This is a genomic window from Litoreibacter sp. GN1-5, assembly GCF_055693805.1.
In genome coordinates this window covers 3494930-3514268 of record NZ_JBVFUP010000001.1, presented here as the reverse complement: position 1 = coordinate 3514268, position 19339 = coordinate 3494930, and the positions used below count along the sequence as shown (strand labels likewise).

The following is a 19339-nucleotide window of genomic DNA, read 5'->3' as shown; positions in this document are numbered from 1 at the left end:
TGAGTATTTGGTAGCCGGAACTGGCCTAAACTTAGCCCTTTGCGAGGCTGTCGCGGATTTCTTTCAGAAGATCGATCTCTGATGGGCCAGGGTCTTCCGCAGGAGCCTCTTCTTCAGGGGCCGTTGACGCGTCTTTCACCTTGTTCACCATCTTGACCAGCATGAACACCACCCAGGCAATGATCAGGAAGTTGATCAGCGCCATGATGAAGTTACCATAGGTGAATGTAGCTTCGCCCACAGACGCGGAAAGGCCGGAAAAGTCCACGCCCCCCATAAAGATACCGATCAGCGGATTGATCAGATCATCAACCAAAGAGGTGACAATTGCCGTAAAGGCCGCCCCGATAATGATACCAACCGCCATGTCCATGACATTGCCCTTGGCGATGAAGTCCTTGAATTCGTTTAGCATGTAGAGTCCCTTTTCTCTTCCTGTGCGCTTTTGTTTTTTTTGTGCGCAACCGCAGGTGTCATACCATTTTTTCACACAATAATACCCCTTTTTTTATAATTTTATGCCGTTAGGTATGGGAAACTGCGTGAATTTTTCCCCGTAAAGTAAGACTTGCCCTTACATGAAAGGCTTCCCAATGAGCGATCTCAGCAACTTTCCAATCAGCAAAAAATGGCTTGCCAAAGACCCGAGCGTTATTCAGCTTTACTCTTTTCCAACGCCTAATGGCGTGAAAGCCTCAATCGCGTTGGAGGAAATGGGGCTGCCTTATGAGGCCCATAAAGTGACGCTGGCGGATGCTGATGTGAAAAGCCCTGAATTTCTGTCACTCAACCCGAATAATAAGATCCCGGCCATCATTGATCCAAACGGACCTGATGGTGTCCCGATTGGTTTGTTTGAGTCCGGGGCAATCCTGATCTATTTGGCTGAGAAGTCCGGCAAGCTGCTTGGGGAAACCGCGTCCGAAAAGGCCAAGGTAATCCAATGGCTGATGTTTCAGATGGGTGGCCTTGGGCCGATGTTGGGCCAGCTTGGATTTTTCTACAAATTCGCCGGTTCTGGGTGGGAAGATAAGCGCCCGCAACAGCGTTATATCGACGAAGGAAAACGCCTGCTGGCCGTGCTTGAAAAAGAACTGAGCGGCAAGGACTGGATCACCGGCAGCTATTCCATCGCGGATATTGCCATCGCGCCTTGGCTACGCGCGCTGGATTTCTATGGCGCGAAAGAGGTTTTGGGCTGGGAAGATCACAAGGCGCTTGTAGCGTATCTGGATCGATTTGTTGCGCGTGACGCTGTGCAGGTCGGTCTAGTTACACCACCGCGGGACTGATCCCTCGGATCAGATCAGCCGCGCGTTCCGCAATCATAATGGTGGGCGCATTAGTATTGCCGCCCAGCAACCGCGGCATAATCGACGCGTCCACGACGCGTAGCCCTTGCACACCATGCACACTCAATTGGCTGTCCACCACCGCCATGTCATCTGCGCCCATTCGGCAAGTGCCGACGGGGTGATAGATCGTGTCGGCTCGTTGGCGAATATCAGCCTCAAGTGCTGCGTCGGAGCCGTCATTTTCATACAGCCGCTGCCCCCGCCAAGCAGCAAGGGGCGGGCTTTGTAATATCTGTTCGAGTATACGCGCACCTTTCATCAGCTTTGTCAGGTCGCTTCGCGCACTCAGATAGGCCGGATCAATGCGGGGTGGGTCCACCGCATTATCAGAGGTGAGCCCAACCGTCCCCCGGCTTTCAGGGCGCAAAACACAGACATGGCAGGAAAATCCGTGAGCCGTGTGAATTTTCCGCATGTGATCGTCAATTATGCCGATTACGAAATGCAGTTGCAAATCAGGTCGTACCTCGTCCACGGTGCTTTTGATGAAGGCGCCGCTTTCGGCGAACGGGCTTGCAAATGTGCCAGAGCCATCCCTGCGCCATCTGAGCCCTGCTTTTACAAGGTCAAGCACTCCGCCCGGCGTCAGTCCGACAACATCGCGGCGCAGCGATGTATAACTGATCGTATAATCCAGGTGGTCTTGCAAATTCTGCCCAACACCAGGTAGGACATGAACTGGCTCGATACCATGGGTGCGCAGTTCGTCTTCGGGACCAATGCCCGACAGCATCAACAACTGCGGCGACCCGAACGCTCCAGCGGCAAGTATCACTTCCTTGCGGGCCTCTATGCGACCGCCACGCCAGTGAACAGCGCAGGCTCGGTTCTGCTGCACCTCAATCCGAGACACTTGCGCTTTTGTAAGAACAGTCAGATTGGGTCTGGTTATCGCGGGGTGGAGATAGGCCGCAGCTGCAGAACAACGCTCACCCTTGCGAGGGCCAGATTGAAACTGAGTGACCTGATAGAGCCCTGCCCCTTCCTGATCAGCACCATTAAAATCATAGTTTTGGGGAACTTGCAGATATGTGCAGGCCTTGACAAACGCGTGAGAAATCGCGCGCGGCGCAGATTGTTCGCCCACTTGTAACGGGCCATCGCCGCCATGTAGCGCATCGGTCCCTCTGCTATTACCTTCAGAGCGCTTGAAATATGGCAGCACACTGGCCCAATCCCAACCGTCGGCCTCTAGGTTGGCCCATTCGTCATAGTCCTGCGGGTGCCCCCTGACATAGAGCATCGCGTTGATTGCACTGGAACCGCCCAAAGCCTTGCCGCGTGGCTGAAAGCCGCGTCGGTTGTTTAGCCCTGCCTGCGGCACGGTCTGAAACGCCCAATTGTTGATTTTTGGCCGCCCCGAGATCATCGCCGCCACAAGGGCGGGCGCACGAATGAAAATGTCCCGCCCCTGCCCGCCTGCTTCCAACAAGCAGACCGAGACGGCTGGATTCTCGCTAAGCCGGGCCGCCAATGTCGCGCCACCAGACCCACCACCAATAATAACATAGTCAAAAATCATGAAGCCAAGTTAGCCGGATATGCAGCGCACGCGACCTGAACCTTGCGTTACCCTGGCAATTTTCCCATCAAAACGTAGCGCAGGATGTCGACGACCTGCGCCGGGTGTTCGGCGACGGCCAAAGCTGCAGCGTCCACCTCTTTCAGGGCATGTTGATGATCAGGGCCGTGCAGGATGATCAGGGACTTGCCCAAAGCTGCCGCATAGCCCGCATCGAAGGCCGCGTTCCATTGTTTGTACTTTTCACCAAACCGAACCACGACCACGTCCGCATCGGTTATGCCTTTGCGTGTTCGGATCGCATTGACCATCGCGCCTTTGTGGTCGTGCCAATATTTCTGATCCTCGGCGCCCAGAATTTTCACGCCGCAATCGTCTGACGCGGCGTGATCTGTCACAGGGCTATTGAATTGCACATCCAGCCCCTTGGCCCCGTCAATGATCTGATCGCGCCAATCCGTGTGGATTTCACCCGAGAGATAAACAGTCAATGTCATCGCGCAATCCTTTCAAAAGTGCTATCCGCGCAGGGTGCCGCCTGTGGCTTTGCTGACTTTCTCGACGATCTTGGCACTGATCGCCTCGATCTCTTCGTCGGTCAGCGTTTTATCGCTTGGTTGCAGGCGCACAGTAATCGCGAGGGATTTTTTACCCGCGCCCATCTGATCCTCGGCCTTCGGGCCAATGAATTCGTCGAAAACACGCACATTCTGGATCAGGGTCCTGTCAGCCCCAGTTGCGGCATTAATCAAGGTCAGGGCCTCAATATCATTGTCCACAACAAACGCGAAATCTCGTTCCACCGCTTGCAGATCACGCAGGTGAAGTGCCGGGCGGGTGGCCGATCTGGTTTTCGGGAAAGGAACTTCGGCAGGCCAGAGCGTGAAGGCCATGGCAGGGCCTTTGACGTCCATCTCGGACAGCACTTTGGGGTGAACCTCGCCAAAGACACCCAGTACTTTCTTGGGGCCAAGGCAGATCATGCCATGGCGGCCGGGGTGCCACCAATCGCTTGCGCCCCGCAGGATCTGGGCTTTGGCGGGGGCACCGATGGCATTCAGAACGGCTTCGGCATCGGCTTTGACATCATAGATGTCAAGCGCGCGGCGGGTGCCATGCACGTCCTTGGGGCCGGTATGGCCAACCAGAAGACCTGTGACCAGCAGCTGCTGTTCTTCGGGCTCCCCGCCATGGAAGGCAGGGCCGACCTCGAACAGGGCCATGTCGCCGAAACCGCGGGCCTGATTGCGGGCAGCGGCTTGCAGAAGACCGGGCAAAAGCGCCGGGCGCATATGGCTCATCTCAGAGGAAATCGGGTTTTCAAGGCGCGTCGTGTCTTCGCCACCAGAAAACAGCGTGGCCGTTTTCTGATCAATGAAAGAATAGGTCACGCATTCATTATAGCCCAGTGCTGCGCAGGTGCGGCGCGCGATCTGTTCGCGCCGTTGCATGGGTGTCAGGATTGGCTTCGGCACGCCGGTTGCGGCGCGCGGCATTGGCTTGCCTTGCAGTTTGGTCAGTGACGCGATGCGGGCGACCTCTTCCACCAGATCAGCCTCTCCCATGACATCAGGACGCCAGCTTGGGACATGGACCATATCGCCGTCCAGCCGGAAGCCCAAAGCTGTCAGCGTGGCGCGTTGGGTTTCGGCAGGGATTTCCATACCAACAAGCGACTGTACCCGGTCTGTATCCAACTTATAGGCGCGGGCATGATCGGGGATCTGACCTGCGACCACAACTTCAGAGGCCTCACCACCGCACAAATCAAGGATCATGCGGGTGGCATGTTCAATACCAGTTGGCGTCCATTCGGGGTCAATGCCGCGCTCAAACCTGTAGCGCGCGTCCGAGTTAATCTTGAGCTTGCGGCCCGTATGGGCCGTGCGGATCGGGTCAAAGAAGGCAGCCTCAAGGAATACATTTACCGTCCCTTCGCTACACCCAGAGGCCGCACCCCCCATGATCCCGCCAAGGCTTTCGATGTTGTTGTCATCCGAGATCACAGTCATGCCTTCGGACAGGGTATAGTCCTTGTCATCAAGCGCGCTCAGCGTTTCGCCACCCTCTGAGAGATGCACGCGCAAATTGCCGGTGATCTTGTCCGCATCAAACACGTGCAAGGGGCGGTTGCGATCATAGGTGAAGAAGTTCGTCACATCGACAAGGATCGAGATTGGACGCAACCCGATGGCCTTAAGCTGCTGCTGCAACCAGGCCGGGCTTGGACCGTTCTTTACCCCTTTGATCAGTCTGCCATAGAAAACCGGGCAAGCGTCCTTTGCGCCATCGTCGATGCTTACGCTGATCGGGCAAGCAAAGGCCCCCGGCACCGGATCAATATCGCGCGGTTTCATCTTGCCCAGACCGCGCGCAGCCAGATCGCGGGCAATACCACGCACACCCAACGCATCAGGGCGGTTGGGTGTGATTGCAATCTCGATCACCGGATCGACCTTTGCAGGGTCATTTTCGGAAAGCCAATCGGTGAAGCTTTGACCGATCTCGCCGGATGGCAGTTCGATAATGCCGTCATGTTCATCTGACAGTTCCATCTCGCGCTCGGAACACATCATGCCGTAACTTTCGATGCCCCGGATTTTGCCAACTCCAATAGTGGTATCAATGCCAGGCACGTAGGTGCCGGGTTTTGCAATAACCACTATGATGCCTTCGCGCGCATTCGGCGCGCCGCAGATGATCTGGGTTTCGCCCTCATCCGTTTGCACCTGACACACCTTCAACTTGTCCGCATCAGGATGTTTTTCGGCCTTAAGAACCTTGCCGATTGTAAACGCCTGCAACCTGCTGGTCGGATTTTCGACGCCTTCAACCTCCAGCCCGAGATCGGTCAGAGCGTAAAGAATATCATCCAGAGATGCGTCCGTTTCCAGATGATCTTTTAGCCAGGAGAGGGTGAATTTCATGTCAGGCGGGCCTTGGTTCAAACTAGGTTTCAGAGCCTGTAATTACTCTATTGAACGGCCAAACAAAAGTGTTGAACATGACAAAAATCCCTTACAGACAACGGGCTACAGACGGTTGCCTTATTTATGACATATTTTTGATGTTATTCTGACACATAGTAACTAGGTTTCTCATTAACGGGGGTTGTTTGAGATGGGCTTTTTTGCCGAAATCCTACAGTCGATATTCAAACCTGCAGTAGCGATTCTTTCGATATGCGCTGCAATTGCGATTATGTCGCTTGATAATTCGACCAGCACTATCCGTCAGGGCAGTTCTTTGGGACTATCCGAATTTGGATGTAACGGTGCGCTCAAGCCAATGTGCGATTTGATCCGCTAGGCTAGGCATAAATTAAAAAAAACGGACGATTTTTTGATCGCCCTATTTTGATTTTCGATATTGTTGAATGTTGCGCATGTGCGCATGGCTGGCGCGACACTACGTTTTCCAGAATCTGCACAAATTGGCTAAAGTCCTTCGCGCGCCGCAGCAAGCGCGAATTTTTATCAAACAAAAATCAGTTCGTGGGTTCATTCGCCCGTGGCAGCCACCAGACTCTCGATCTGCTCTGCAAACCACTTGCCCGCCGCAGGATCCACCATACCCCACTCCGGATCCACTCCGTTCTGATCAGTGAGGCCACGAGAACACTCTCCGTCTGATTCACCGGGAATTTTGATCCAAAGATAAGCGTCCGCATAGGGTGAATCCGTATCCGTCGTCGCAGGTTGCCCAAGGGCACGGCCTGGTGGATTGCACCAGACCTGCGCATCTGGATACGATGCATCGCCTGTCCAGACGTCATTGCCGTTGCGGCTAGTGTCGATCACGAAATGGGGTACGGCGTCTTCACCTTTCTCAGCAATGATAGGGTCAACATTATCTTCATAAAAAGCGTCATCATTCGTGCAGTCGCTCACGTCGTTGCCCTCAAGACCCCAGAACACGCATTTCGCGACACGTTCGCCATGCTCGATCTGACGGTCCGTTGCGACATAGTTGGACACGTTCAAGAAAAAACCGTCAGCTTCCTGAACCTTCGCACGCAGAAGACGGGAGGCAATTTCTCGTGGAGCAAGCCAATCGGCATGGCCACCGTCGAGATAGACTTTGGTGCCAAGATTGGCTTTCAGGGCGGCAACCGCGTATTCCGTCATCGCATAACGCTCGGCCTCTGCGGTTTCGGGATTGCCTTCCTCTGGCTGGCACCAGTCGTTTTCGCCGTCAATAGTGGTGGCATGGGGAATAATCGCGAGCCCGTCCGGTTCTAAAATGACGATAGCGTCACCAGCACCAATCCCGTCAACCAAGCCATCGATCCAAGCTTGATAATCCTCAACTGAGGTTGCACCACCTGCCGAATACTGGGCACAGTCGCGGAACGGAATATTATAGGCCGCAAAGACTGGGATTTTTCCATGCGCGCCGGCTGCGGACATAACTTGCTTTGCCTGTGTTTTGGCTTCATCAGGTATGCCTTGTGTGATCCAAACTGCCATAGGCTGCTGAATCGCCTCGCGAACTCTGTCTGCGTCTGCGGTACGATCATCCGCCTCAAGCGCCTTGATATGCGCAATTGCACCTTCGATAGCGCCCGGACCGGGCTGGTAGAACTCTGTATCTAAATCATATTCGAAAGCGCTAACTACCGTCGCAAACAGCGACAAGCCAATTGAAATTCCGAGCCTGCGGATCATCGGATCCTCCCTCAATTTCAGTAATATCAAATGGATACGCTTTATGTTTTGGCAATCATAGCAAGATGTAGTCGCCGCGAATAATGCGGCAGGGTGCCGCTTATGGAAAAGATCGCGAAGGCACCGTGTTGAAAGCGAATGTTGGCTTCGAAAAGCCGACTAACACCCCACCGCACTGCAACCGCATCATTTCACTGTCAGATAGGCGCAGGGTGAGTCGTGAGCAATCTTTTGCGATGTACTTCCCATCAGCAAGCTTGCAATACCGCCCATGCCGCGCCTTCCGGTAACGATCAGGTCGGACTCTGTGTTATTGGCCGTCGCAATGACCTCTTGCGAGGGTGTGCCATTGCTAACGATCTGATTGGCGGGTTCGACGCCCATATCGCGGGCTATCGTCGCAGCCTCAGCCATCACCACCCGTCCTGCTTCAATCACTTGTTCATCTGTCGGCTGGATCTCAACCGCGCCTGATCCCACAGCAATACCCGTGCTGCCAAGTTCGGGGGTATGCACTAGATGCAGGCTGCTTTCATAGTGCTGTGCCAGATCGCAAGCGATGCGCAACGCGCGCCAGGCATGATCCGAGCCGTCTACAGCAACTGTGATATTCTTAAACATGGGATGTCCTTTCTTTTGGTTTATCCAATAAACTCCGTAATTCGCGCGCGAACAGCCGCAGCAGAGGTCATGTCGAGGACCTCATCAGCCAAGCCGCGACATGCACCGCGATCAAGACCGGTCAGGGTCAGTTTGAATTCGGGGATATCCGCAGGTGCCATGCTGAACTCATCCAGCCCCATGCCGACAAGCACAGGTGCTGCCAGCGGGCTGCCTGCCATAGCTCCGCACATACCAATCCAGATACCGGCACGGTGAGCCGCGTCGATAGACTTACGTACCATACGCAGCACAGCGGGATTAAACGGGTCAAACAGGTTTTGGACTTTCGGATTGGCGCGATCAGCGGCCATTACATATTGCGTCAGATCATTTGTCCCGATGCTGAAGAAATCGACTTGCGAAGCCAGTATATCTGCCATTTCCGCCGCGGCGGGCACCTCGATCATGACCCCGATCTCGACTGCATCACCAAAAACCAGCCCCTGCGTCTTTAATCGGGTTTTGACCTGTTCCACGCTGGCGCAAGCAGCATGCACTTCGTCCAGAGTGCTGACCAGCGGGAACATAATACGTACCGGGCCATATGCGCTGGCGCGAAGGATCGCCGCAAGCTGCACTTCAAACAATGCAGGCACATCAAGGCTATGGCGAATACCCCGCCAGCCCAGATTGGGGTTCGTTTCGGGCAAGCGATCCAGATAGAGCACCGGCTTATCGCCGCCGATATCTGTGGTGCGGATGGTCAATGGCTTACCGTCAAGCGTCTCAACTATCCTCTTATAAATCTCGAATTGTTCGGTTTCAGTCGGTGCCTTGTCCCTACGCATGAACAAGAATTCGGTTCTCAGCAGGCCAACTTCCTCTGCGCCGCTGTTTTCGACCAACCCCAGCTCATCCATCGACGCCATATTGACCGCGACCCGGACTTTGTGCCCGTCTGTTGTAATTGCTGGATCAAACCTGATTGCCTCTGCCTGCGCCCGACGCTTCTGCCAAGCCTCGCGCTTGACCTGCATCGCAGCAACTTCTTGGGGGTCAGGGGCAATTTTCAGCAAACCGGCCGCACCATCCAACAAAACTTCTCGCCCATCTGGCACTGCCTGCAATGCCTCGCCAAAAGCAAAAACAACCGGAATAGACAGCGTCGAGCCAAGAATGCCTGCATGTGATGTCTTGCCGCCCGATGCCGCGCAAACCCCGAGCACGCGTGTGTCGGAAAGAGCCAGAACCTCAGAGGGACGAAGCTCATCATAGGCAAGAATGACCGGGCTATCGAAAACGCGGGGTTCGTTCTGTCCCAGAAGCAGGCGTAACACACGCTGGCCGACGTCCAGAATATCGGCCGCACGGGCCGCCAGAACAGGGTCTTTCAGATCAGCATAGGTTTCATACAGCTCATCAATTACTTGCCGCCAGATCGCAGCAGCGCAAACCTGTTTGTTCGCAATCCCGTCATGCACGCGGGTTGTGATATCAGGATCATGTAAATAGGCGATATGTGCGTCGAAGATTTTCTGATCATTGGCACTTATGCTGTCTTCTTTGCCGGACAACAGCGCCTTTATCTCTGCCTCAGAGCTGGCAAGAGCCTCATCAAAACGCGCGATTTCGGACTCGACATCGTCGATCTGCGTTAGCGTAACTTTGGGCAATTCCCGACAGACATGCTGTAGCGGTGCCGTAGCAAAACCCTGTGTGATTGACACACCTGTCAGTTGCCCTTCAACCAGCTGCGGGGAAGCAACTTCGGTCACTTTCAACCCAGCGGACGCTATATCTGCCTCACCAAAATTGGCAGTCAGAAGGCGGTCCATCTCGGCAAACACAGCTTCTGCCTCTGCAGGAGACGCGACCAGCCGCACTCGATCATTGCCCGAGACCTCGGATAGCATGACACCGTTGATGCTTTTGGCATTTGCGGCAGGTTTTCCTTTACTCAGGTTGATTAGCCGGATTTCTCCGGAAAATTTGTTCATAGCCTCGACAAACATTGCGGCAGGACGGGCGTGCAGGCCAAGGCGGTTTTTGATAACGAACTCTCGCGATACACTGTCGCGGAAATTGTGTTGCAAAAGGATGTTGCCACTGGCTTCGCGCATGACTGCGTCCATCGAACCGCCAGCCGCACTTTGAACAGCAGCCGCCAGAACCCCTTCTACCAAAGGCGCATCACAATGCCTTACGCGGGCGCGCTCCGTATCATCCAGCAGATCTATAGCCATATCCGCGCTAAGCTTGGCAGAGCCGATATCAGTAAAAATCAAGACGCCATCGTCAGACATGACCGAGCGCGCGGCCTCTTGAACTCGAACGGCGTCGGTGCCCAGAGGATTATCAGGATCATCGATGCCCCCGGCCGATGCAATCGGAACCGGGGCTTGCGTCATCGCGTCTGCCATTTCTTTCAAGCCATCAGACAGCTTGCGGCTGTGGGACACGATGACAATTCCGATCATGTCTCGACCACCACATCCGCGAAAGCTTGCAAGATCAGATAGCTTGAAGTCGCACCGGGATCCTGATGGCCAATGCTGCGTTCCCCAAGATAGCTGGCCCGCCCGCGCTGCGCCTGCATTGGAATAGTGGCCTTGGCCCCCTCTTCCGCCGCTTTGGCTGCGGCCTGCAAACCGGTCAGAATGGTGCCGTCTTCAATGATGTAATCGCGGAAAATCGTTACTGCAGGCACAAGCGCATCAAGCATTGTCTTCATCCCAACATCTGAATTGCCGCGCTTCTTGACCCCTTCAACGCCTGCTTTCAGGCAGGCGGCAAGCTCTTCGCCATCTGCCCTATCATGGTGTTGCAAAACCTTGCTCGCCTCCAGAAAAAACGTGCCGTAAAGCGGTCCCGCTGCACCGCCAACCTTGGAGATCAGCGTCATCGCAACCGCTTTCAGGATCACCCCAAGGTCATCACTTTCGGGCAAGGCCGTCAGGACTGCGGCAAACCCACGTTCCATATTATTGCCGTGATCGGCGTCACCGATAGGGCTGTCCAGTTCAGTCAGCCAAACCCGATTTTCCGACAGGGCGGCAGCGGATTTCTCGATCCATGCGCGCAGCACCGAGGCCGTCAAGGCCTTATACGTCATCTCAGACACCCCAGCGCAGAGCGGGCGTGTTGACCGGCGCATCATAGAGCCGCAGGATTTCGTCATCCACCTTCACCAGCGTCAGGGAACAACCCGCCATTTCCAGAGAGGTGATGTAATTGCCGACCAGATTGCGGATTATCTTGACGCCGTGCCGCCCTGCAATCTCGGCCAGTTTGGCATAGACAGTGTAAAGCTCGGACACGGGCGTGCCGCCCATCCCATTGACGATCGCGATGGCCTCGTCGCCTGAGCTGAAGGTGATATCGGTCACTTCGCTATCTACCCAATCGCCCTTGGCGCTGTCCCACTCCGAAAGCTTGCGTGTGTAGGCTTCGTCCTCAAAGATGTGGTCTGCCAGGATCTCTGTCACCTCATCCGCGGTTTTGATCTTGATGCGTTCTACCCCCGGCTCGCCGTGAATGCCGATGCCGATTTCTATCTCATCAGCACCCAACTCGAAGCTGGGTTTGCCATTTTGTGGCGTCGTGCAGGAGGTCAGGGCGACCCCCATGCTTTTGCCATAAAGGTTCACCTTGCGGCACAACGCTGCCATCTGATCCAGATCATAACCCTCTCGCGCGGCGGCACCACAGACCTTTTCGGCGATGATCGTTGTGCCCAGCCCCCGCCGCCCGGCGGTATAGAGCGAGTCCTTGAGCGCAACATCATCATCGATGATAATATTGCGCATAGAGATGCCATCATCGCGCAGCATATCGGCGGCCATCTGGAAATTCAGCACATCGCCGGTATAGTTCTTGACGATCTGCAACACGCCTTTCTCACCCGCCACTTCTTTGGCAGCTGCATACATCTGGTCCGGCGTGGGGGAGGTAAAGACCTGCCCCGGACAGGCGGCATCCAACATGCCCATGCCAACGAACCCGCCATGCAACGGCTCATGCCCCGAACCACCGCCCGAGATTACCGCGACACGATCTTTCGCACCGCCCACGACACTGACAAAAGCGGGATCGTGATGCACTTCGATATCCAGATGTGCCAACCCCAGCCCGTGTAGCTGTTCAGCCGTGACATCATCTGCCTTGTTGATCAGTTTTTTCATTTCTCCACCTCCCATTCAGGTTGCTCGGTGTCATAGGTTTCAAAAACGCCCCGGTAGAAGCCACGATAAAAGGCCCCCGCCACCAGCCCACCGGCAATGGAGGCCACGCTGGGAATCCACCAGCCGCCCCGCGGTCCGGGTATCGCCATTTCGCCCCAGCCGAAGAAATAGGACATGATGCGCGGTCCCAGATCACGCGCCGGGTTCATCGCTGTCATGGAAATCGGTGCCTCATAGGCCACCAGCGCCGCGACCAGCAGACCGATGAAGAACGGTGCCAAATTGGCCGAGGGCGCAGAGGTGTTGTGCTGATCGGTCAGAAATAACACGCCAAAGACCAAAATGGCTGTAACAAAGGCTTCGGACATAAACCATTTGCTCAACGAGACCTGCGCAAAAGCCGCTTCATCCGTACCGATAAAAGCAGGGTTTGGCGCGTAAGTGCCAAATCCCATCGCGCTAAGCTGACTGCCTGGCAAGCCACGGGTGATCTCCGCGCCAATCTCGAATTGGGCAAGGATGCCAGAATAAAAGCCGTAAATCGCTGCCGCTGCCAGCATCGCGCCAATGAATTGAGCAATGATATAAGGCGCGACCTTGGTCCAGGAAAAGCCCGTGAAGATCGCCAGCGTCAGCGTCACGGCCGGGTTGATATGCCCGCCTGAGATCTTGCCTGAGACATACACCCCAAAGGTCACACCCAGCGCAAACATCAAAGCTACGGGCCACAGGCTGAGACCCCCAGTCCAGACCGACACTGCGACCGCTCCCACGCCAAAAAGAACAAGGATAAAGGTGCCTATCCCCTCGGCAATCATTTCGTGAATGACGGATTTTTGCATGAGATGTCTCCTCTCCAGACACATGTATCTGATGGGAACGGACTATAAGGGCGGCTTAAGACGTCACGTTGACTAAGATCAATCGCGCTCAGAGACGGCTTCAACACGCCGGATGGCAGTAAGCGTCGCAATCGGGCCCAGCAATTCAAAAATCACCGTACTGCCAATGGTCAGCGCCAGGATTTGCGGCGCCCAGTCAGGAAAGCGTTGGGATGCTATCATCGCCATGCCAATCGCAATTCCCGCCTGCGGCAGCAATGCCACGCCAAACCATTTGCGCTCAGTTGAGGGTCTGCCAGACAAATTGGCACCAACCCACCCCCCAAAGACACGGGCAATCGCGCGCAAGGCGACAAAGCAAATACCGATCCCACCCAAAGACAAAGCGGCCTCAAGCTCCAACGCGCCGCCTGCAAGAAGGAAAAACAGCACGACAAATGGCCATTGGATATGCTCGATCTCATGAAACGCTTTCTGATGATGCGACGCGGTGTTGACGATCACCGCCCCCACCGTCATGCCTGCGATGAGAAAAAAGACGTCCAGCCACAAGGCCAGCCCGGCGGTCAGAAATACAAGGCTAAGCGCTTCGATTTCTAAAGGTTCGCCATCTTTAAGCCGTCCGGTCAGTGCAGCCGCCGGGACACCGATCAACAGCCCCAGACCAAGCGCGCCACCGATTTCCCAAGCGGCGTGGAACAGATCAGTAGTCTCGCTATGCCCGTTCATCTGCGCCACGACCACAAGGATAAGGTTGAACACAATTAGCCCCCAAACATCGTCAATTGCTACGATCCCACGCAAGGTCCGGGTGAACCCGGTGTCGCGCCCGGATTGGGTGATGACATCATTAGTGGCCGCCGGGGCCGTCGTCGTCGCAACGCGCCGCCCAGTAGAAACGCAATCATTGTCAGAGCGATGACTGATAGAAACTCATGCTACCCCTTCAAGTTTGCCGGAATAAGGTCAAACCCCGCGCGCCCTGCCACAAGTCCGAACACAAGCAGAAGCGTCACACGCGGAAAGCCGGTCTTGCGCGCACAAATATCCGCAACAAGGCCAGCCAGAAACAGCGCACCAAGCGCAATCAGAGAGGCGGGATCTATCAAACCAGTTTAGACAGGCGGCAAGCAATCCGATGCATCAAGCTCTTTCACCGGATCATCAGGGCCGCATTCCTCACCCGAAACCGGGTATTTGCCTTCCTCTGTACATCCGGCAATAAGCAGAAGAGCAAGGAAAGCAGCGGCAGGGCGAAGAAGTGTCATATCAGGTTCCGTCAAATTGGATTATCACCATTTAACGATAAATTATCCTGCGACACCTTGGTTGATCTTCGTCAAGCGCCCATCCTTTAATTGGGCGGACTCTATACATTTATGAACGAGTTCTCGGAGCTCACATAAGCTGCATTCAAAATGAATAGCTACAGCTAAAACTGATCGAGCGAAGTCTACTGTCTCGAACGTATTTTCATAGGTATTACACCTGTTTCTAATAGCTGTAGCAGATATACAAATAAGGCTTCTAGAAATCACCCGTCCATCTTCAATGCCGAAATAAATGCTTCCTGAGGGATATCAACTTTCCCGAACTGGCGCATCTTTTTCTTACCGGCTTTTTGCTTGTCCAAGAGCTTACGTTTACGCGTTGCATCCCCGCCGTAGCATTTGGCAGTCACGTCTTTGCGCAGAGCTGCGAGGGTCTCGCGGGCGATGATACGGCCTCCGATAGCGGCCTGAATCGGTATTTTGAACATGTGGCGCGGGATCAGATCTTTGAGCTTTTCGCACATTGCGCGGCCACGGGTTTCGGCCCGGTCTTGATGAACCATGATAGACAGGGCATCCACGGGTTCATCATTTACCAAAATCTGCATTTTGACCAATCGGTCCTGCCGGTAGCCAGTCATCTGATAATCGAAGCTGGCATAGCCTTTGGTAACGGATTTCAGTCGATCATAGAAATCAAACACGACCTCATTGAGCGGTAAATCATAAACCACCATGGCCCGACTGCCCGCATAGGTCAGATCCTCCTGAATACCGCGGCGATCCTGACAGAGCTTCAGGACATCCCCAAGATAATCGTCCGGCACAAGGATCGTGGCCTTGATGCGCGGTTCTTCGAGATGGTCCACATGGGTCAGGTCGGGCATATCAGCGGGGTTGTGCAGCTCGGTCATGGTGCCGTCGCGCATGTAGATGTGGTAAATCACGCTTGGCGCAGTGGTAATCAGCTCGATGTCATATTCCCGCTCGATTCGGTCGCGGATCACTTCGAGATGTAAAAGCCCCAGAAAACCACAACGGAAGCCGAAGCCCAGCGCGGCGGAGGTCTCCATCTCATAGCTGAATGACGCGTCGTTTAATGCAAGCTTTTCGATCGCATCGCGCAGGTCTTCGAATTGGGCGGAATCGACCGGGAACAAGCCGCAAAACACCACGGGTTGCGATGGTTTGAAGCCTGGCAGCGGCGTGCCCGTGCCTTTCTTTTCATGGGTAATTGTGTCCCCGACACGGGTATCGCGCACCTGTTTGATCGACGCCGTCAGAAAGCCAATCTCACCGGGGCCAAGCTCGCCGATATCCTCACGCTCGGGCTTGAAGACACCGATGCGATCCACATGATGGATCGTGTTGTTGGACATGAACTTGATTTTCTCGCCCTTTTTCAACACACCATCGATAATCCGGACAAGAACGATGACGCCAAGATAGGCGTCATACCACGAATCCACCAGCATAGCTTTCAAAGGCGCATCCCGGTTCCCTTTGGGCGCGGGAAGTTGGGTGACGATGGCCTCAAGTGTTTCGTGGATACCCTGCCCCGTCTTGGCAGAGACCTGAATTGCACCGGTCGCATCGATACCAATGACATCTTCAATCTGCTCGGCCACACGGTCACAATCACTGGCGGGCAAGTCGATCTTGTTGAGCACAGGGACGATCTCATGATCTGCGTCGATCGCCTGATAGACATTTGCCAGCGTCTGCGCTTCGACCCCTTGAGTGCTGTCGACAACCAAGAGCGAGCCCTCGACCGCGCGCATGGATCGGCTAACCTCATAGGCGAAGTCCACGTGACCCGGCGTGTCGATCAGGTTCAACACGTAATCCTGCCCATCATCGGCGCGATAGTCGATCCGGACAGTATTGGCCTTGATGGTAATTCCACGCTCGCGCTCAATATCCATGCTGTCGAGCATTTGCTCTTTCATGTCGCGGTCTTTGACCGTGCCGGTTTCCTGGATAAGCCGGTCAGCAAGGGTGGATTTCCCGTGGTCAATATGGGCCACGATAGAAAAATTGCGAATATGTAAGAGGTCAGTCATAGGGATGATATGCGGCGGAATGTGGGGGCGGTCAAGCTGTCTCGATTGGTGGGTTCAAGTTGTGCACACACAACCTGTTACGCTTTCGGCATCGTTTCCTGACGATCTGGCAAAAACTGGCCATTCAATCCATCGCCGACTTGGTTGCGACAGGCGAAGGCTTATCTGTTATAGAAACTCATAAAACAGGAGCAGTCTCATGATTACCGTTGAATATCTCAGCTCTGTCTCGGACCGACAGCATGCAGCGTTTCAGCGGGCGGCGCAGCGGTGGGATGAGGTGATTGAGACCGAATTCCAGCCCGTCTATGTCGAAGGGCAGCAAATCGATGGCGTTTTAATTGAGGCCTCTGTCATACAAATCGACGGGGATTCAGGTGTTTTGGGTCAGGCCGGGCCAACGGTTCTGAGCCCTGTCAATGCCTTGCCCCTCAAAGGCGTGATGAAATTTGACAGCGCTGATGTCGCACGCCTAGAGCGGGAAAACAGTTTCGAGGATGTCGTGCTGCATGAAATGGCCCATGTGTTGGGCTTCGGCACCTTATGGCAGAAACTTTATCTGGTCAGAAATAGTGGTACGAACAACCCGCAATTTACTGGCGCAAACGCTACGCGGGAATACGCAGAACTGGTCGGCGGGACGGGCACAGGGGCCGTACCGATTGCCAATACCGGCGGGCCGGGAACGCGCGAAGGTCATTGGCGTGAGCTGATCTTTGGGGATGAACTGCTGACGGGCTTTCTATCCGGGGTAAACCGCCCGCTTAGCCGCCTGTCTGTGGCCGCGTTTGAGGATATGGGATATCAGGTGAATTACGCCGCCGCGGATGAATATTCCTTGCCATCATTCCGTGAATTGGCCGAGATGGGCATCACCGAGGCCGTGCGGATTTGTGACCTGTGCCGTATGGGTCGACCGGAGCCGGTCACGCTTGGGAAATAACGGCTATTGTGAATTGTTTTTCCTGCATGCCTGAGGCAAACTCTGCCAAGGTGGAGGTGAGTAGGAAGAGGGAAAACCCAATGATACGACCCGTTATCGTGGCTGTAGTGCTGGCTATGGCAGCCACAGCGGCGCAGGCCAGAATTATTGAGAATGCTTGTAATAGGTCGGACAGGTCTGCAGCGAATCCTGCCCTGTGCAATTGCATTCAACAGGTCGCTGATCTGACGTTGAGCCGTCAGGACCAAAAACTGGCCGCGACGTTTTTCCGTGACCCGCATCAGGCACAAGTAATCCGTCAATCGGATAACAGCAGCCATGAAAGTTTCTGGAAGCGTTACAAAGCCTTTGGCGCAAACGCGAAGAGCTATTGCAGTGGCAGGCCAGTGAGTTGATCCGCTATCACCTTACGAATGAACGCCAGAGCATGTCGGTAATCCTTGTGAAATGACACATCATCGTCGTGAATAGGGTGCCAAAAGAATCGAAAGAAAAGGCCCCCACCATCTTTGGTCCAATGGGACCAGCCATCTGGAAGAGGTTGCGCCGTGCAGAGTACATAGTGCCAAGGTACGGACGGCGCGCCATTCAAATGCATTCCAAGAAGTGCGCTCACCTTAGCAGAAACACCACTTTCCTCCCAAAGTTCTCGAACAGCGGCTTGTGCGACGGTTTCCTCGGGCTCAAGCGTACCTTTAACCAGTTGAAGACCTGCCAGCGGATGCTGAAACGCCAAGATTTCCGGCTTAGCGTGTATGCCGCGCAAAATTACAGGGGAGACCTTTTGGATATCTGAAGAACACATGCAGTAGTTCCATAATCCATATTCCTGCAGAAAAAAGGTTCAGACTAATCCGGTCGCCCCCGCCCTGCTCCAATATAGGCATGGCGGGGGCAAATAATTTATATCAGCTGTCGCCACCAGAATGTGCGCCATGGTCCCCGTGGGCGCCGGCTTGCGGCTTGCGGGTTAGATCAACTGGCACCTCAACCTCGATATCGCCGGCTTTCTCGAAGGTCAGGGTCAGGGCTATTGTTTCCCCATCATTCAACGGTTCTGTCAGCCCCATCAACATCACGTGCTTGCCGCCGCGTTCCAGGGTCAGCATCTCGCCCGCAGGGACCTCAAACCCTTCTTCCACATGAATCATCTTCATAACGCCATCGCCAACATCCTGATGGGTGTGAAGCTCTACCCGCTTCGCAGCGTCAGAGGATGCACTGATCAGACGATCTGTTTGCTCGCTATGATTCATTACTTGCATAAAAGCCGCCCCGGTTTTGGCGACGGGGCTGGAAGAGCGCGCATAAGAATCCTGCACCATGATCTTGGCGTCCCCGGCAAATGCAGGCAGCGCAAACAGGGCGAAAGCTGCAGCAGAAGCATAAGTTTTGAAAGACATTTTTTGTTCCTTGTCTTGTCTGAAATTGTTGACCTTAAGGGTATTAAAGTTCAACAGGTGGGCCACGGGCAGCAGGGCGCGGGCTTTCAAACGAAGACAAGTTTAAGACGGTAGTCAGGCGTTTTACATAGCTGAACGCGGCTTGATGAACCGGCACGACCACAGGCTTCGGCCCAAGCGCAAGCAGGTGCAGCATGCAGTCCGGGCAAATGGGCGCTGGCTCTAACGGCTCCCCATCCGGGCCTAATTCGACCGTAGACAGAACACCGCCTGCACAGATGACAATAAGCGTACCGGTTCGGTCCATATGCCGTGCAGATACCATAGCACCGGACGTCAGCACCATGGCAGCGGTCAAAAGCATTAGGATATAGCTGCGCAACATAAACATCGTCACGATGGGTAGACCGTTTTTTCAGCGATGCCAAGTTGTCAGAAAGCCGCGTGTGGGTGGACTACAGAATTAAGAAAAACGGCCCCATCCATAAT

At 54.7% G+C, this 19339-nt stretch carries 20 protein-coding genes; 3 read left to right on the top strand and 17 right to left on the bottom strand.

What is annotated here, in order from left to right:
• Window positions 1-31: 31 nt before the first annotated feature.
• Complete coding sequence (gene mscL / locus ACZ1HF_RS17665) at window positions 32-415, bottom strand: large-conductance mechanosensitive channel protein MscL (protein WP_472658745.1); 384 nt, start codon at window positions 413-415, stop codon at window positions 32-34.
• Window positions 416-593: 178 nt separating this feature from the next.
• Here mscL and ACZ1HF_RS17660 point away from each other — a divergent pair, with 178 nt between their 5' ends.
• Entirely contained in the window at window positions 594-1292 is a 699-nt protein-coding gene (locus ACZ1HF_RS17660) for a glutathione S-transferase family protein (protein ID WP_472658744.1), read from the top strand.
• On the opposite strand, the gene ACZ1HF_RS17655 is transcribed toward ACZ1HF_RS17660, so the two are convergent.
• From ACZ1HF_RS17655 to lepA, 13 genes are all read right to left on the bottom strand, one after another.
• A complete protein-coding gene (locus tag ACZ1HF_RS17655; protein ID WP_472658743.1) occupies window positions 1273-2877 on the bottom strand; it encodes a GMC family oxidoreductase in 1605 nt (534 codons plus the stop codon). The genes ACZ1HF_RS17660 and ACZ1HF_RS17655 overlap by 20 nt on opposite strands.
• Before the next feature lie 47 nt (window positions 2878-2924).
• Window positions 2925-3374, bottom strand: a complete 450-nt coding sequence (locus ACZ1HF_RS17650; protein WP_472658742.1) for a YtoQ family protein — start codon at window positions 3372-3374, stop codon at window positions 2925-2927.
• A gap of 21 nt (window positions 3375-3395) precedes the next feature.
• Window positions 3396-5804, bottom strand: a complete 2409-nt coding sequence (gene pheT, locus ACZ1HF_RS17645) for a phenylalanine--tRNA ligase subunit beta (protein WP_472658741.1) — start codon at window positions 5802-5804, stop codon at window positions 3396-3398.
• Between the two features lie 573 nt (window positions 5805-6377).
• Complete coding sequence (locus ACZ1HF_RS17640) at window positions 6378-7544, bottom strand: glycoside hydrolase family 6 protein (protein WP_472658740.1); 1167 nt, start codon at window positions 7542-7544, stop codon at window positions 6378-6380.
• A gap of 186 nt (window positions 7545-7730) precedes the next feature.
• Window positions 7731-8165, bottom strand: a complete 435-nt coding sequence (locus ACZ1HF_RS17635) for a universal stress protein (protein ID WP_472658739.1) — start codon at window positions 8163-8165, stop codon at window positions 7731-7733.
• 20 nt (window positions 8166-8185) lie between these two features.
• Complete coding sequence (gene ptsP / locus ACZ1HF_RS17630) at window positions 8186-10624, bottom strand: phosphoenolpyruvate--protein phosphotransferase (protein WP_472658738.1); 2439 nt, start codon at window positions 10622-10624, stop codon at window positions 8186-8188.
• The gene (gene dhaL, locus ACZ1HF_RS17625; protein WP_472658737.1) at window positions 10621-11259 is read right to left on the bottom strand and encodes a dihydroxyacetone kinase subunit DhaL; all 639 of its coding nucleotides are present in this window, start codon (window positions 11257-11259) and stop codon (window positions 10621-10623) included. The genes ptsP and dhaL overlap by 4 nt, the downstream gene beginning before the upstream one ends.
• Window position 11260: 1 nt before the next feature.
• Window positions 11261-12328: a dihydroxyacetone kinase subunit DhaK gene (gene dhaK, locus ACZ1HF_RS17620; protein WP_472658736.1), complete on the bottom strand. Its 1068-nt coding sequence runs from the start codon at window positions 12326-12328 to the stop codon at window positions 11261-11263.
• A complete protein-coding gene (locus ACZ1HF_RS17615) occupies window positions 12325-13170 on the bottom strand; it encodes an MIP/aquaporin family protein (RefSeq protein WP_472658735.1) in 846 nt (281 codons plus the stop codon). Before ACZ1HF_RS17615 ends, dhaK begins: the two co-directional genes overlap by 4 nt.
• 78 nt (window positions 13171-13248) lie before the next feature.
• A complete protein-coding gene (locus ACZ1HF_RS17610) occupies window positions 13249-13932 on the bottom strand; it encodes a cation:proton antiporter (protein ID WP_472658734.1) in 684 nt (227 codons plus the stop codon).
• 176 nt (window positions 13933-14108) lie between these two features.
• Window positions 14109-14279, bottom strand: a complete 171-nt coding sequence (locus ACZ1HF_RS17605) for a hypothetical protein (protein ID WP_472658733.1) — start codon at window positions 14277-14279, stop codon at window positions 14109-14111.
• A gap of 6 nt (window positions 14280-14285) precedes the next feature.
• A complete protein-coding gene (locus ACZ1HF_RS17600; protein WP_472658732.1) occupies window positions 14286-14438 on the bottom strand; it encodes a hypothetical protein in 153 nt (50 codons plus the stop codon).
• A 266-nt stretch (window positions 14439-14704) separates the two neighbouring features.
• Entirely contained in the window at window positions 14705-16504 is a 1800-nt protein-coding gene (gene lepA, locus ACZ1HF_RS17595; RefSeq protein ID WP_472658731.1) for a translation elongation factor 4, read from the bottom strand.
• Between the two features lie 199 nt (window positions 16505-16703).
• On the opposite strand from lepA, the gene ACZ1HF_RS17590 reads away from it, so the two are divergent.
• Together ACZ1HF_RS17590 and ACZ1HF_RS17585 are read left to right on the top strand one after the other, a co-directional pair.
• The gene (locus tag ACZ1HF_RS17590; RefSeq protein WP_472658730.1) at window positions 16704-17447 is read left to right on the top strand and encodes a leishmanolysin-related zinc metalloendopeptidase; all 744 of its coding nucleotides are present in this window, start codon (window positions 16704-16706) and stop codon (window positions 17445-17447) included.
• 80 nt (window positions 17448-17527) lie between these two features.
• Complete coding sequence (locus tag ACZ1HF_RS17585; protein ID WP_472658729.1) at window positions 17528-17842, top strand: hypothetical protein; 315 nt, start codon at window positions 17528-17530, stop codon at window positions 17840-17842.
• On the opposite strand, the gene ACZ1HF_RS17580 is transcribed toward ACZ1HF_RS17585, so the two are convergent.
• The 3 genes from ACZ1HF_RS17580 to ACZ1HF_RS17570 all read right to left on the bottom strand — a co-directional run bounded on the left by ACZ1HF_RS17580 (window position 17815) and on the right by ACZ1HF_RS17570 (window position 19247).
• Window positions 17815-18252: an NUDIX hydrolase gene (locus tag ACZ1HF_RS17580; protein WP_472658728.1), complete on the bottom strand. Its 438-nt coding sequence runs from the start codon at window positions 18250-18252 to the stop codon at window positions 17815-17817. The genes ACZ1HF_RS17585 and ACZ1HF_RS17580 overlap by 28 nt on opposite strands.
• 103 nt (window positions 18253-18355) lie before the next feature.
• Window positions 18356-18850 carry a copper chaperone PCu(A)C gene (locus tag ACZ1HF_RS17575; protein WP_472658727.1) on the bottom strand — a complete coding sequence of 165 codons (495 nt, stop codon included), beginning with the start codon at window positions 18848-18850 and terminating at the stop codon, window positions 18356-18358.
• 43 nt (window positions 18851-18893) lie between these two features.
• Window positions 18894-19247 carry a hypothetical protein gene (locus ACZ1HF_RS17570; RefSeq protein WP_472658726.1) on the bottom strand — a complete coding sequence of 118 codons (354 nt, stop codon included), beginning with the start codon at window positions 19245-19247 and terminating at the stop codon, window positions 18894-18896.
• Window positions 19248-19339: the final 92 nt, after the last annotated feature.

What these genes read in the sequence shown, in the direction of transcription:
- lepA (WP_472658731.1), bottom strand. Translation starts at nt 16,504, where the DNA reads ATGACTGACCTCTTACATATTCGCAATTTTTCTATCGTGGCCCATATT.
- ACZ1HF_RS17650 (WP_472658742.1), bottom strand. Translation starts at nt 3,374, where the DNA reads ATGACATTGACTGTTTATCTCTCGGGTGAAATCCACACGGATTGGCGC.
- ACZ1HF_RS17575 (WP_472658727.1), bottom strand. Translation starts at nt 18,850, where the DNA reads ATGTCTTTCAAAACTTATGCTTCTGCTGCAGCTTTCGCCCTGTTTGCG.
- ACZ1HF_RS17655 (WP_472658743.1), bottom strand. Translation starts at nt 2,877, where the DNA reads ATGATTTTTGACTATGTTATTATTGGTGGTGGGTCTGGTGGCGCGACA.
- ACZ1HF_RS17590 (WP_472658730.1), top strand. Translation starts at nt 16,704, where the DNA reads ATGATTACCGTTGAATATCTCAGCTCTGTCTCGGACCGACAGCATGCA.
- ACZ1HF_RS17615 (WP_472658735.1), bottom strand. Translation starts at nt 13,170, where the DNA reads ATGCAAAAATCCGTCATTCACGAAATGATTGCCGAGGGGATAGGCACC.
- ACZ1HF_RS17585 (WP_472658729.1), top strand. Translation starts at nt 17,528, where the DNA reads ATGATACGACCCGTTATCGTGGCTGTAGTGCTGGCTATGGCAGCCACA.
- ACZ1HF_RS17635 (WP_472658739.1), bottom strand. Translation starts at nt 8,165, where the DNA reads ATGTTTAAGAATATCACAGTTGCTGTAGACGGCTCGGATCATGCCTGG.
- pheT (WP_472658741.1), bottom strand. Translation starts at nt 5,804, where the DNA reads ATGAAATTCACCCTCTCCTGGCTAAAAGATCATCTGGAAACGGACGCA.
- ACZ1HF_RS17640 (WP_472658740.1), bottom strand. Translation starts at nt 7,544, where the DNA reads ATGATCCGCAGGCTCGGAATTTCAATTGGCTTGTCGCTGTTTGCGACG.
- ACZ1HF_RS17600 (WP_472658732.1), bottom strand. Translation starts at nt 14,438, where the DNA reads ATGACACTTCTTCGCCCTGCCGCTGCTTTCCTTGCTCTTCTGCTTATT.
- dhaK (WP_472658736.1), bottom strand. Translation starts at nt 12,328, where the DNA reads ATGAAAAAACTGATCAACAAGGCAGATGATGTCACGGCTGAACAGCTA.
- ACZ1HF_RS17580 (WP_472658728.1), bottom strand. Translation starts at nt 18,252, where the DNA reads ATGTGTTCTTCAGATATCCAAAAGGTCTCCCCTGTAATTTTGCGCGGC.
- dhaL (WP_472658737.1), bottom strand. Translation starts at nt 11,259, where the DNA reads ATGACGTATAAGGCCTTGACGGCCTCGGTGCTGCGCGCATGGATCGAG.
- mscL (WP_472658745.1), bottom strand. Translation starts at nt 415, where the DNA reads ATGCTAAACGAATTCAAGGACTTCATCGCCAAGGGCAATGTCATGGAC.
- ACZ1HF_RS17660 (WP_472658744.1), top strand. Translation starts at nt 594, where the DNA reads ATGAGCGATCTCAGCAACTTTCCAATCAGCAAAAAATGGCTTGCCAAA.
- ptsP (WP_472658738.1), bottom strand. Translation starts at nt 10,624, where the DNA reads ATGATCGGAATTGTCATCGTGTCCCACAGCCGCAAGCTGTCTGATGGC.